13 protein-coding genes are annotated in these 13998 nt (G+C 36.6%); 2 read left to right on the forward strand and 11 right to left on the reverse strand.

The window, feature by feature from the left end; translation table 11 throughout:
* Nucleotides 1-86: 86 nt before the first annotated feature.
* Nucleotides 87-914, forward strand: a complete 828-nt coding sequence (locus ASG31_RS00555; protein WP_056026599.1) for an endonuclease/exonuclease/phosphatase family protein — start codon at nt 87-89, stop codon at nt 912-914.
* Nucleotides 915-949: 35 nt separating this feature from the next.
* Here ASG31_RS00555 and ASG31_RS00560 read toward each other — a convergent pair whose 3' ends face one another.
* The 11 genes from ASG31_RS00560 to folE form a co-directional block, all read right to left on the reverse strand.
* On the reverse strand, nt 950-1594 hold the full coding sequence (locus tag ASG31_RS00560) for a response regulator transcription factor (protein WP_056026602.1): 645 nt from the start codon (nt 1592-1594) through the stop codon (nt 950-952).
* Nucleotides 1595-1596: 2 nt separating this feature from the next.
* Nucleotides 1597-2376: a sensor histidine kinase gene (locus ASG31_RS00565; RefSeq protein WP_056026605.1), complete on the reverse strand. Its 780-nt coding sequence runs from the start codon at nt 2374-2376 to the stop codon at nt 1597-1599.
* Nucleotides 2355-3023 carry a hypothetical protein gene (locus tag ASG31_RS00570; protein WP_056026608.1) on the reverse strand — a complete coding sequence of 223 codons (669 nt, stop codon included), beginning with the start codon at nt 3021-3023 and terminating at the stop codon, nt 2355-2357. The genes ASG31_RS00565 and ASG31_RS00570 overlap by 22 nt, the downstream gene beginning before the upstream one ends.
* Nucleotides 3024-3035: 12 nt before the next feature.
* The gene (locus tag ASG31_RS00575) at nt 3036-3527 is read right to left on the reverse strand and encodes a hypothetical protein (protein WP_056026610.1); all 492 of its coding nucleotides are present in this window, start codon (nt 3525-3527) and stop codon (nt 3036-3038) included.
* Between the two features lie 159 nt (nt 3528-3686).
* Nucleotides 3687-4196 carry a ferritin gene (locus tag ASG31_RS00580; protein ID WP_056026613.1) on the reverse strand — a complete coding sequence of 170 codons (510 nt, stop codon included), beginning with the start codon at nt 4194-4196 and terminating at the stop codon, nt 3687-3689.
* Between the two features lie 170 nt (nt 4197-4366).
* Nucleotides 4367-4831 carry a hypothetical protein gene (locus ASG31_RS00585; protein WP_056026616.1) on the reverse strand — a complete coding sequence of 155 codons (465 nt, stop codon included), beginning with the start codon at nt 4829-4831 and terminating at the stop codon, nt 4367-4369.
* Nucleotides 4832-5012: 181 nt separating this feature from the next.
* On the reverse strand, nt 5013-6047 hold the full coding sequence (locus tag ASG31_RS00590; protein WP_056026620.1) for a hypothetical protein: 1035 nt from the start codon (nt 6045-6047) through the stop codon (nt 5013-5015).
* 137 nt (nt 6048-6184) lie between these two features.
* Complete coding sequence (locus ASG31_RS00595) at nt 6185-8836, reverse strand: 4-alpha-glucanotransferase (RefSeq protein ID WP_056026624.1); 2652 nt, start codon at nt 8834-8836, stop codon at nt 6185-6187.
* 122 nt (nt 8837-8958) lie between these two features.
* Nucleotides 8959-10125 (reverse strand): T9SS type A sorting domain-containing protein, encoded by a 1167-nt coding sequence (locus ASG31_RS00600; protein ID WP_056026626.1) that lies wholly within the window; start codon nt 10123-10125, stop codon nt 8959-8961.
* A gap of 314 nt (nt 10126-10439) precedes the next feature.
* Nucleotides 10440-11906, reverse strand: a complete 1467-nt coding sequence (cysS, locus tag ASG31_RS00605; RefSeq protein ID WP_056028004.1) for a cysteine--tRNA ligase — start codon at nt 11904-11906, stop codon at nt 10440-10442.
* A 132-nt stretch (nt 11907-12038) separates the two neighbouring features.
* Entirely contained in the window at nt 12039-12707 is a 669-nt protein-coding gene (folE, locus tag ASG31_RS00610; RefSeq protein WP_056026629.1) for a GTP cyclohydrolase I FolE, read from the reverse strand.
* 98 nt (nt 12708-12805) lie between these two features.
* On the opposite strand from folE, the gene ASG31_RS00615 reads away from it, so the two are divergent.
* Nucleotides 12806-13963 (forward strand): hypothetical protein, encoded by a 1158-nt coding sequence (locus ASG31_RS00615; protein ID WP_056026632.1) that lies wholly within the window; start codon nt 12806-12808, stop codon nt 13961-13963.
* Nucleotides 13964-13998 lie beyond the last annotated feature (35 nt).

Here is a 13998-nt window from a genome sequence, read left to right on the forward strand (position 1 = left end):
ATTTGTCAGAAAAATTAATGTTTAAATAATTTATTTTAAAACTTAAAATTCCTGCTGAAATTCTATTTTTGTTTTAAATTTAAAATATGAAGAAATTAGTAATATTTTTCTCAGTCCTGAACTTTTCAATAGCATTTTCTCAGGATTTAAAAGTAATGTCTTTTAATATCAGACTGAATGTAGAATCTGATCAGGAAAATGCCTGGCCTAAAAGAAAAGAAGAAGCCTTAGCTTTGGTAGAATATTATCATCCCGACGTGATGGGCGTGCAGGAAGCTTTGCCCGAGCAGATGAAAGATATCAGATCGGGATTGAAAAACTACGATTTTGTAGGCGTGGGACGTGATGACGGAAAAGATAAAGGTGAATTTTCAGCGATATTTTTTGATACCCAAAAACTTCAGGTTGTAAAATCCGGAACTTTCTGGCTTTCTGAAACTCCTGAAAAACCTTCGAAAGGCTGGGATGCCGCGTTGAACAGAATCTGTACGTATGCCTTTTTTAAAGATTTAAAATCCAAAAAAGAATTTCTCGCAATGAATATTCATTTTGATCATATTGGAAATTTGGCAAGAGTAAAATCTTCAGAATTAATTTTGAGAAAGGTTAAAGAGTTAAACCCTAAAAATCTTCCTTTGGTTTTGACAGGAGATTTTAATCTGACAGAAGATACTGAACCTGTAAAAATCTTGTCTCAGAACCTAAAAGACACTTTTTACCATTCAGATAAGAAACATTACGGACCGAAAGGCACGTTTACCGGTTTTAATATCAACATAATACCAAAAGAAAGAATTGACTATATTTTTGTAAAGGGTTTTAAGGTAAAGTCCCACAGACACATCAGTGACCGAAGGGAAAATCTGCTGTATCCGTCAGATCATTTTCCGGTATTATGTGAAATTAGTTTTTAAAAAAGAAAAAAGTTGCTTTTACGGAGCAACTTTTTTTATGTTTCGGCAAAACCGTTTTTTAGTGCAAAGATCGCGAGGCCCACACGGGTTTTCAGATCAAATTTATCGCAGAGTGCATCACGGTAACTTTCCACAGTTCGCGGGCTGCAACCCATTTCTAGGGCAATTTCCTTGTAGCTCATCTCTGTGGTTGTGTAGCTTAAAAACTCTTTTTCCCGCTCTGAAATTTTTGCCCCTTTGATTATTTCAGTCTCCGTTTTTGCGTTAGAAAAAATGATTTTTGACGCCCAGTCGGGATAATAAAATCCTTCTTTCATTAACTCAGACAGTGCTTTTTCTAAATCTTTTGGATGCGAATTTTTTAGAAGATAGCCTTTGGCGCCGTTCTTAATCATTTTAATAACGCTTTTGTCATCATCCTGCATGCTCAGCGCCATCACTTTCACCTGAGGATAATTTTCTGTAAGCCACAGAACAGTTTCAAAACCATTCATCACCGGCATACTGATGTCAAGCAGAATAATATCAGGAATCTTTCGGTTATAAGAAAATTTATCCATCAGGTCTTTGCCGTTTTCTGCACAGTAAATGACTTCAAAATCTGCAAAATGACTGATAATACCTTCAAGGGCTTTGGCGATCAGAATATGATCGTCTACAAGAACAATTGTTTTTTTCATAGTTATTTATTTAAAACAATTTTAAGCGAAGTTCCAATATTTTTTTCACTTGTCAAAGTAAAATCGGCACCAATGATTTCTGCACGGTTTTTCATATTGGTAAGCCCAATTCCGTTTGACTTCACTGCGGTTGGATCAAAGCCTTTTCCGTCATCATTTAAGGTAAGATTCCATTGTGTTTCTCTGCCAGATTTCAGACTGATAAAAATATTTTCAGCTTCAGAATGCTTCATGCTGTTTTGGATAAACTCCTGAATAATTCTCAGCACCACACTTTTATGTTCGAAATTCAAATCTGAGTTTTCAAAATCGTGTTGAAAAGAGACTTTACATTTTTTCACAGCATTGGCAACGTTTACTTCATCCATTATCAGTTCTACAATTCTGTTTTGGCTTATCTTATTATCGGTAAGCGTTTTAGACAAACTTCTCAGCTCATCTATTGACTGATTGATAATATCTGAAACCTGCTCAATTTTATCATTCACATCGGGAAATTTATTTTCGTGAAGCAGCTGCTGCGTGTAAAGACTTACCAAAGTGAGCTTCTGACCGATGTTATCGTGCAGCTCACGCCCAATCTGCTTCATCGTAGACTGCTGAATCTCAAGCTGTGTGGCGAGAAGCTCTTTCTGATGTATCTCGTTTTTAATCTGAATTTCAGACAGATACTCTTTCTTTCTCTGTTTGTACTTTCTGATGTAGATCATTATCGCAATGATAAAACCCAGAAAAAAGAAGTTAAAAAGTATTACTGTAATTAAGAGCTCTGCTTTATCCATACTCCAGCTTTTTCTTTTCCTAAAATAAATGAAACTGCAAATAAAGTATACATTACAATACCTGAAATCTGGAAGTAAATATAGTAAATACTGAATACATCTTTGAGTTTTGCAAAGACGCTCCAGAAAGAGAACAGCGGTAATGTGCCGATGTAAAAAACGGTAACGCCCCAGTTGATGTAAAACATTCTGTTGTCACTGAAATTAAGGATATTGGCAGAATTTACCTGCCTGTAATATTCCAGCACAACAAGGTACAGCAAAAACAGAGAGCCAAGAGTGTAATTAAGTGAAAACACGATTTTCTTTGAATTGAAAAGTATTTCGTGAGGTATAAATGAAAGGAGGTATGAAACTGAAAATATGTAGAAAAGTTTCGGGTTTTGAAATGATTTTGCAGCATAGAGCCAGTAGAAAAATAAAAACTGAGCCGGGATCACAAGATAGTTGTAAAACTGAACTTTGCCTTCTTTCGAAAACACATTCTGCCCTGCCAGTGTCTCACTGATGAATATAAAAATAAGGTATACTGCAAAATACTTCCAGTATGTATTTTTCAAACGTGGCAGATACAGCAGCGCGACCAAAGCTGCCAAACCCTCACTGCCATAGAAAACATAATCTAAAATATGCCGAAAAAATTCCATTTATTTTCTATTTTAATATAATTCTCCAACACAGGAATCGGGAGGTGCAAGGCTTCCGTGATTTTGAGCCATTGCATTTCCTGTAGCCAGAGCAAGTCTTCTTTCTGAAGAATTTTCCAGAGGATTATAATCTCTGTGAACAAATCTGCCTTCAGACTGCTCCTGTTTTTTGGTGGGAACCATGATGAGCGTGTGCTTTTTAAGATATTCTTCTTTAATATCTGCACCAGGAAAATGATCCGGATAGGCTGCATAATACATTCTTATGCCCAAATCTTCTTCTCTAACTGATGGATCTGAGCTGCTTGCCAGATTTTCAATGTCTGCAATAAACTTTTTCAGTTTGGGTAAATCAAACCAAATAGAATGCGCATCTGCCATGCCCAGATTGTCTGCGGTACATTGCAGCTGGCTGGTTCTGTACTGCTTAACGGCAGCTTTAATAAAATCGACACTAAGGCTGTTTGCCTCATCTCTGTTTCCTGAATCAAATTCGTTTCCCATGATATAATTTAGTTTTTACAAATGTGATAAAAAAACTGATACTGTGAAACCGTATTTTCCCCATATTGCCACCGTATTTTTACGGTAAATTTTTCTGAACAATAAAAAACCCCGAAAAACTATTAATTTTCGGGGTTTGGAGATATTTAAAAAAATATTTTATGCGTTGGCATCTGCAACAAATTTTCTGGTGGCCAGTTCCTGATCAAAAAGATACAGAGCAGAAGGGTTATCGCACACCATTTTTATTTTTGTGACGTACTGGGAAGCGCTAGCCTCCTCTTCTACCTGCTCATTGATGAACCACTGCAGAAAAGAGGTTGTGGCAAAATCACCTTCGTCATTCGCATTTTTTACGATATTGAAGATACTTCTGGTTACAGTTTTCTCGTGTGCAAGAGCTTTTTCGAAGATATCTGTTGCGTTAAGAAACTCGTGAGGCGGCTTTGCTATTTCACCGATGATGATTTCGCCTCCTACATCATTCAGGTAATCAAACATTTTATCTGCGTGCATCAATTCTTCTTTGCTCTGAACTCTGAAGTAATTGGCAATACCGTCAAGATCTCTTGCAGAAAACCATGCAGACATTGAAAGATAATATTGAGCCGCATACTGCTCGTGCGCTATTTGTTCGTTTATAAGTTGTGCAATTTTTTCGGTTACCATAATTCTAAATTTATCTTCAAATTTAAGGAATATGCGGCGGTTTGTGAAATGATGACGTAAATTTAATTTTAGATTAGATAAAAATTAAAAACCAAACAGCCACCAGAAAAAAAAGAGCGGAATAAAAAATTCCGCTCCAAACCACACATTAAAATCAAATTATGAACTCATTATTTCAAAGGCTCCACTGCCGTATTCATCGGCTTGTGGTGAGATCCTGCGCCTTTATTTTTTCTGTCTTTCATCGCCATCTTTCTCTGCTCCATTTTCGCCTTTCTATCGGCTTCCCATTTTGTGTATTGATCTGGGCTTAAAATCTTTTTCATTTCCTGATCCATCTGGGCTCTTTTATCTTTCATCTCTTTCATTTTAGCCATTCTTGCATCTTTGTTTCTATCAAAATCTGCCTTTCTTTCAGCCCTTTTCTGATCCTGAAGATTTTTTATTTTCGCCACCTGATCTTTAGACAGATTAAGATCTTTCTGCATCTTGTCTAAATGATCTTTCTCGCGCTGCTGCATTTTTTGCTGCATTTCAGCTCTTTTTGCCTCTCTCTGCTCAGGCGTTACATTTTGCTGAGCCATTGCTAAACTTCCGAATCCTACTAACGCTAATGATAAGATTAATTTTTTCATTTTATTTAAGGTATTTATTAATTGTTTTCTATTGGTTTGATATGGAAACTATCTAAAAGTTAAAAATGAAATTCATAAAAAATGTTAAATTTATTTATTAAATATTTACTAATATTGGATAATAAAAAGAGAGTAGATAAAATATCTACTCTCCACACCACTCAAATATAATATATGAAAACTAATTTCCTGCTAACCGGGTTCTGAACCCTCCGCTTCTTTCGCCACCGCCGGAGTTACCTCTTCCTGAAGGTGCTTCATTTCTTTGCGGGCGAGCTTCACCACCATTTCTGAATCCTCCGCCAGATCTTGTAGGCTCATCTCTCTTCACCTCGCCATTTCCACCTCTGAAACCTCCGCCTCTTGGTGAAGGACTTTCAGCTCTCGGCGAACTGTTTTCGTTTCTGAACCCGCCATTGCTTCTTGGCTGCGTTGATGATTCATTTCTGAAACCTCCGTTAGATCTTGGCTGACTTTCAGAACCGTTTCTAAAACCACCGTTTCCAGGTCTTGTTCCGGAATTATTATTGTCTCTGAAACCACCATTTGGGTTTCTTGTTCCACTGTTGCCGGAATTTCCTCTGAAACCTGATTCAGAATTATTTCTAAAGCTTGAACCTCTCACCGCATTTAAAGTTGGGTTTTCCGTTCTTCTGAAATCTACTCTGTTTACTCTGTAAATATTGATGTTCACATTTCTGTATCTTGGAGTAACTCTGAATCTTGGTGTGTAATAACTTCTTCTGTAATTCTGGAAGTAGACAATCGGCGCGTTTCCTCTGTAGTAATTATTCTGGAAAACCACAAATACTCTCGGTCCCATAATTCTTTCCAAAGCGTAAAACCTGTCATAATACCATCTGTCTGGGTTGTAACCATAGAAATTATTCCACGTTGCAAAATTACTGTAGAGACTGTTCAGATATAAAATCTGATCGATCTGCCATCTTGATAACCTGTTTTGTCTGAAAAACACATTCCAGTTGATATTGATAACTGAGTTTCTGTAATCGTTGTAATAGCTCTGATAATAATCCTGCGGATAATAATCCTGTGGATAATTGTAGTAATAATCATCAGGGAAATAATTCTGATCATCTTCATCACTGTAATATCCATCAGAGTAACCGTTATTTCCGTATCCATAATCCGGATATTGCTGAGCCATCGACAAAGTCGCAAATCCCAAAGCAAATCCCAAAAGTATTTTTTTCATTTCTATAAATCTAAATTGTTAAGTTTAATTGAATCTCTCAATTCTATCTTTTGGATATAGGAAAAAAAAAGAAGTTAAATCCTGCGATAAAACTTCTTTTAAAATTATTTTAAATAACTGATAATCAATTGTTAAATTTACAATCTACCACTGTCTGCCACCCAGTTTTTAATCTTCTCATTGAAGGTATTTCTGCTTTTAAGTTCCTCCAGCCCAAGATGCATTCGGTATCTCCAGTAATGTGGAAATACCGCGGGATTATTGATTCTTTCCTGATCTATATTTGGGTTTGAAAGTGTCTCATCGGTCGCCAGAAATTCCTGAATGGGGAAAATTGCCAGCATTGCTTCATTATACAGATGCTGTTTCATAATAATTTCAGCCAGGTAAGGCTCTAAATCTTCAGGAGCTCTCCCGTACTGATTCAGTTGCTGATTATAATATTTTTGAGTAAGTTCCGGATCTTCCTTCCACCACTGCCTCAATGTAGAACTATCATGAGAAGATGCTGTAACCACATTCATATAATCTGCATTTTTAGGATTATAGAACGGAATATTTTTTGAAGGCATTCTCTGTACTTTTAACGCAACAATTGCCAGCTCATCCATTACCACAGGCACGCAGTCAGGCACAAGACCGAGATCTTCACCACAAATCAACATATTTGTGGCATTTAAAATTACCGGGAGTTTCTCAAGAGCTTTTTCGTACCATAAACCATCTTGTCTTTTAAAGAAATAATCATTGTAAAGATGATAAATCGTACGTTTTTCCCAATCTGAAAGATATTGATATGACTCTGTTCGGTAAACATTAAAGCGTGGATGGTAGACCGTTTCGCCTTCTTTTTCTTCCGCCAAAAACAAAACATTTGCCGAAAGAGCTATAAGTTTTTCCGAAAGATCTTCATCGGGTTTCTTTTTAAAATAATCTGAAAGCTTTCTCTGCGTATCAAATTCAGGCTTAAAAGAATAGGTTTCATCCTGATTTTCATTTAAAAAAGATAATGCCTTCTCCCTGTCTTCACCAAGATAATTTTCTAAAATCTGATTATTGATGAATGGCTTACAATATCTGTTAAAATCAAACGGAAGATTTAGTTTTTTAAATTCGTTTACGGTGACAGGCACGGCTGGGTAAAAATAGCCCAAAATACCCTGCGTGGCAGAAACGGGCATTCTCCAAATTCTGAAAAAGCCTAAAATATGATCAATTCTCATGGCATCAAAATACTTTTCAAGGGCTTTGAATCTGTTTTTCCACCATTGGTAACCGTCATTTTTCATTGCTTCCCAGTTGTAAGTAGGGAATTCCCAATTCTGACCCAAATCTGTAAACTGATCCGGCGGTGCTCCGGCCTGAAAATCCATTCCAAACAATTCAGGTTCCGTCCACGCTTCCACTGAATAGCGGTAAATTCCGATAGGCAAATCTCCTTTGATTGAAATTCCTAAACCATGAATGTAGTCGACCGCATCCTTTAACTGCTTGTGAAGCTGAAACTGCACCCAAGAATGCAGCATTACAGCTTCATAATCTTTATTTTTAACCGTAAAAAGCTGAGAAATTTTTCCGGCAATGTACTTTTTATGGGTTTTCCATTCTCCGAAATTGGGAGTCTTGTACTTGTCTCTCAACACACAAAATGCAGCATAAGGCGTTAGCCAGGTTTCATTGTCTTTCAAGAATTTTTTAAAATTTCTGTCTTTAAAAATCTTTTCTTTCTGCTCTTCAAAAACAGCTTTTATAAACTTCCACTTCCCTGAGATTACCTTTTCGTAATCAATAAGTTCCAGCTGATTTAGCTCTTTTTTCTCAGCCTTAAATTCTTCAACTAAATTCTTAGGCAATGCATAATCTAATTTTTCTAATGAAAGATATTGCGGATGTAAAGCGTACACAGAAACCGCTGCGTATGGATAAGAATCTGTCCAGGTATAGTTTGCTGTAGTATCATTGATTGGTAAAATCTGAATGATTCCCAAACCGGTTTCTTTGTTCCAGTCTGCAAGTTTCTTCAAATCCGGAAATTCTCCTACACCAAAACCGTCTTCTGTTCTCAGTGAAAAAACCGGAACAGCAACGCCGGCATCGTGATACATCTGATAAGATTTAAACTTAAAATAATGATCAGAAACAATCTGCAGAATATCGTTATTCGGGTTGGGATAAACCAGCCTGTTTGAGCCTGATTCTACATCTATTACTTTGTTCTGAATGGTATCGTAAATGCAGTATTTGTATTCTACAGGATAATTTTCTGAAATTTCTACTGAAGCTTCCCAGATACCAAAATCTGTCTGCGAAAATAGAATTATGCTTTCATAATCCCAGTTTCCCAGCGACTGAGAACTACCAAAAACGGCAATATTCCAGTAAGGATGATACACCGGTGCTGAAATTCTGAAAAGATGTGTGTGCTTTTTCAAAATGCTGTTTTTTTCCAGCTTAAGACCTGTGAGTTTATTTTTCAGGATTTTATTGGTAAGGTAATTCTCCGGGAAATTCTTTTTGTTCCAGAGGTCTGTGATTACAAATTCTTTATAATTGTGCGGGAAAGAAAGCTCATGCCCTACTTCTTCTTCAGACATCACATTTCCGCTGTCATCTTTTACACAGTATCTGTAGCTTATCTGTTTAGAAAAATAATCTACTTCAGCTTTCCAGATTCCGAAATCTGTATGGTACATCGGATAATCCTGCTGCTCCTGCCCTTCCGCAGTTACCGTTAAAAATAAATTCTCTCCGTGTTTGGTAATATATTTTAAACTAAAATACAATTTCATCTCATATATTTTGGGATAAAAATAGTGTTTTATAACGTAAAACACCTATTTTCAGCATCAAATATTCATTAAAAAGCCTTCCAAAAATATTTGAAAGGCTGGTATGAAAAATTAAATATTCACTATTTGGTTTTAAGAACTTTCTTCGTAGAAATCACTTTACCGTAGCTATCACAAATGCTCACCAGATAAGCTCCCTGAGAAAGACCAGACAGCTCAATTCTTTGATTCAGATTACCGTCTTTTACAGATATTTTTTTGGTTAAAACATTCTTTCCTGAAAGATCAAAAATATCAACTTTAATATTTCCTTTTATTTCAGTTTGTTTCAGATTTACCATAATAAAATTTTCATCCACTCTCGTTGGATAAATTTCTGCGTTGATCTGAGGCGTCTCCGCTCTTGCTGCTCTGTCATTCAGAAAATACTTGCTTGCCAGATCGTAAATATGCAGATTGGTTTCGCCAGCCATCTGCTTCGCTTCAAGACTTTCGAAATTCACTTCAAACAAAGCATTTCCTTTGGCACTTGCCACTACAATTCTGCCTTTAGAGTTTACCGCAGCACCGTTCACAGAGTAGTTTTCCGGTAAGCCTGATATTTTTCCCAAAAAGTAAGCTTCGAGATTTTTAGGAGAAATTTTAAACACATTTCCCGAAGCAGCAAAAGCATAGAAATTACCTTCTGCGTCAGAAATCATATCACCGCCGAAGCCTGTATCCATAGAGGTAAATGAGTTTTTACCGTTTGAAGCAGCGTCTTTCACAATGCCTAAATCTGCAACGGAATACTGTCCGTTTTTCTTTGAAATCTGAAGCAGCTGAGTTCCTGCATTGTTCATGGCGTAAATATTTCCGTCATAGCCCAAAGTCATTCTTGTGATGTGGGAATTAATATCGCAGGAGGAAACTCTGGCAGTAGTATTCTCAACCAAAGTAACCTGTTTTGTCTTTTGGTTTAAAACATAGATGTTTGACGAAAACATCGGCATATAAATCAGATTTTCCTGCGAAGAATCTGTTGCGAGTGCGGCTAAATTTACAGCCTGAGAATTTCCTAAAGAATTTTTATCTTCAGAAATTCTGGTTCTGCTGTTTTGTGAAAACACATCAGACTGTGAAGCAGAAGTAAAAAGTTGAGCACCCGAACTTCCGTCAGAATTCATCGCACGGATGTCATTAAATTCAATTCTCGGAGAATCTTTTCCTGCAAGTGCAAAAAAATCCTGCTGAGCATGAAAGGTATTTCCAAGCAAAAGCAGAACGATAGGGAATAAATGTTTTTTCATAAGTAAATATTTTATTATGACTAAGTTAAGAATTTTTTGAATTGGAAAAGTATTTTTTTTGGTTGAGGCTGAGGTTAAGGTTAAGACTTAGGTTGAGATTGAGTTTGAGAATAATGATGCAGGTGAAAAATTGTAAAACTTTAAAAGGCTTTCATAGTTTGATTTAATTTTTTACTGAAAATCTGCAACATATTCATATAACATCAAAGTTAATCTGTAAACTAAAACTAAAAAAAATCCCACAGATTCGCTGATTGATCTAAAATCTGCTAAATCCGTAGAATCTGCGGGAGCTGTAGTTAAGTGGGAAAAAATCAGTTTAAAACATACGAAGTTCCGTCTCTGCCGTCCTTCAGTTCAATTCCTTCCGCTAAAAGTTTGTCTCTGATCTGATCTGAAAGTTCAAAATTCTTTGATTTTCTTGCCTGATTTCTCAGTTCTATTAAAACCTGCAAGGTCTGATCTAATTTTCCATTGTTGTTTTCTTCGATATTCTGAAGTCCCAAAACATCGAACACCAAAGCATTCAATGTGGTTTTTAATTCTTCAAGGTCTGAAGCTGACACCGATTCTTTACCATCTTTTAATGCAAAAATAAATTTTACGGCTTCAAATAAATGAGCTATCAAAACGGGTGAGTTGAAATCATCGGTTAATGCATCGTAAGCTTTTGTTTTCCACTCAGAAAAATTAAATTCAGATTGTTTTGAGTCATTTGATTCAATTGAGTTTAAAACTTTCAGCGCTTCCATTAAACGGCTGAAACCTTTTTCACTGGCCAACATCGCGTCATTGGAAATATCCAGAACACTTCTGTAATGTGCCTGCAAAAAGCAGAAACGAACAATCGCAGGATGAAAAGCTTTTTCAAAAAAATCATTTTCACCGGAAACTAACTGTTTCGGCAAAATATAATTACCTGTAGATTTGCTCATACGCTGGGAATTCATGGTCAACATATTGGCGTGCATCCAGTAATTCACAGGAGATGCGCCGTTGCAGGCTTTCCCCTGTGCGATTTCACATTCGTGATGTGGAAATTTAAGATCCATTCCGCCACCGTGGATGTCGAAAGTTTCACCTAAATATTTCGTGCTCATCGCAGTACATTCAAGGTGCCATCCCGGGAAACCTTCTCCCCAAGGCGAGTTCCAGCGCATAATGTGAGCGGGAGAAGCTTTTTTCCACAAAGCGAAATCCTGAGGATTTTTCTTTTCTCCCTGTCCGTCAAGGTCTCTGGTGTTGGCAAAAAGTTCTTCGATGTTCCGTTTTGAAAGTTCACCATAATTCAGCCCTCTTTTGTTGTATTCTAAAACATCAAAATAAACCGAACCGTTGCTTTCATAAGCAAAACCAGTCTCCACTAATTTCTGAGTAAGCTCAATCTGCTCTACGATATGTCCGGTTGCGGTGGGCTCAATGTTGGGTGGAAGTAAGTTGAACATTTCCAAAACTTTATGAAAATCAACAGTGTATTTCTGTACAATTTCCATCGGTTCCAGTTTTTCCAGACGCGTTTGTTTTACGAAACGGTCATTGTTTACGTCTCCATCGTCGGTAAGATGCCCTGCATCGGTGATATTTCTTACGTAACGCACTTTGTAACCCAAATGCATCAGGCTTCTGTAGATAAAATCGAAGGAAAGGAAAGTTCTTACATTTCCTAAATGCACATTGCTGTAAACGGTTGGTCCGCAGACGTACATTCCGATATTATTTTCGTGGATTGGTTTGAATATTTCTTTTTCGCCTGTAAGCGAATTGTATATTTTTAACTGCATCTTTATATAAATGATGATTGATAATTGATGATTGATTTTAAAATTAATTCTAAGAAAAATCATTTACAACAGACGATTGTTGCAATAAAAATTCTATTTGAAACTGTTTTAAATTTTATCATTTATTTATTTCTAATAATCCAGTTTCGCATGGCTTCCTACGTAATGAAGGAATTCCTGTCTCGTGATAGGATTGGTTCTGAAAATTCCGCTTAATTCTGCCGTAATTGTAGAACTTGCGGTGTCTTTTATTCCTCTGCAGTTTACGCAAAGATGTTTTGCATCGATGATACAGGCAACATTTTGTGTTCCTAAAGCATCTCGTAGAGCATCAACAATCTGCATCGTGAGTCTTTCCTGAACCTGTGGCCTTTTTGCGTAATAGTCTACAATTCTGTTGATCTTTGAAAGCCCGATGACTTCACCGCTGGAGATATATGCTACATGCGCTCTCCCAATGATTGGTAAGAAGTGATGCTCGCAGAACGAATAAACGGTGATGTCTTTTTCCACCAACATCTGACGGTATTTATATTTGTTTGAAAATGTAGAAATTCCTGGTTTGTTTTCCGGAAGAAGTCCGCCAAAAATTTCGTTTACATACATTTTAGCAACTCTTTTAGGAGAATCTTTTAAGGAATCATCAGTCATATCAAGACCTAAGGTTTCCATAATTTCTGCAAAAAGTCCGGTAATTTTTTCTATTTTTTCCTGTGGCGATTTCTCAAAAGCATCTTCACGGATCGGCGTATGCTCTTTTCCCGTGAAAATATCATCATCGTTATCGGTAAAATCAACCATTTTTATTTAATTTGCAACAAAAATACGGATAAAATTTATTCTATATTTTAATTTACCTCAATTTTGGATTACCTTTTACATCTATTATTTTAAAAAACATGATTACCGCCGAAGAAGTACTGAATGCCGCCCAAAAGAAGGAATTTCTGGAGTTTCCTGCCAGACTTTACAGAGCTGACAAAGCTTACATTCGGCCATTAGACGAAGATATTGAGGGTATTTTTGACAGTAATAAGAATAAATGTTTTGAAAATGGCGAAAGCTCCCGTTTTCTATTTACAGACAAAAACGGAAAGACAGTAGGAAAAGTTGCTGTTTTTATTAACAAAAAGTACATCGAAAAACAGCCGACCGGTGGGATTGGTTTTTTTGACTGTATCAATGACCAGACCACAGCCAATTTTATTTTTGATCACTGCAGAAACTGGCTGTTGAAAAGGGGAATGGAAGCGATGGATGGCTCAATTAACTTTGGTGAAAGAGACAAATTCTGGGGTGTTTTGATTGAAGGATTTTCTCAACCTTTGTATGGAATGAATTATAATTTCCCATATTACAAAGAACTTTTTGAAAATTACGGATTTGAAATTTACTATAACCAACTGTGTTTCAGCAGAAAAGCACATGCACCTACGTCGAGAATTTTCAATGTAATGCATGCGAAACACAGTAAGAATGAGAATTTTTCTTCGAAACGTGTCACCAAGGCCAATATGGATCAGTTTGCAGAAGATTTTTTCACTATTTACAATAAATCATGGGAAAGTCACGGTGGTGGTAAACAGATGAACCTTGCGGAAGTGAAAAAAATGTTTAACAGCATGAAACCCGTTATGAATGAGCACATTGCATGGTTTGCATATGAAAGCGGAAATCCGGTTGCCATGTGGATTAACATTCCGGATCTGAACCAGTGGTTTAAGTATTTGAATGGAAAATTCGGACTTTGGGAAAAACTGAAATTCCTTTACTATAAGGCTTTCAAACACAATTCTAAATTTGTAGGATTAATTTTCGGAGTCGTTCCTGAATGGCAGAATAAAGGTGTGGAAGGTTACCTTATCGTTGAAGCTGCAAATCATTTCAGGGTTGCAACAAAATTTGAAGATTTTGAAATGCAGTGGATTGGAGATTTTAATCCTAAAATGCTGGGTCTGGCGAAACATCTGGAAACTGAAGTAACGAGAAAGCTGGCAACATACCGTTATTTATTCGACAGAAATAAAGAATTTGAGAGGCATCCAACAGTTTTATAAACAAAGGAAAACCGGTGATACTGGAGTGTCACCGG

It is taken from the genome of Chryseobacterium sp. Leaf404 (assembly GCF_001424145.1).
GTDB lineage: Bacteria > Bacteroidota > Bacteroidia > Flavobacteriales > Weeksellaceae > Chryseobacterium.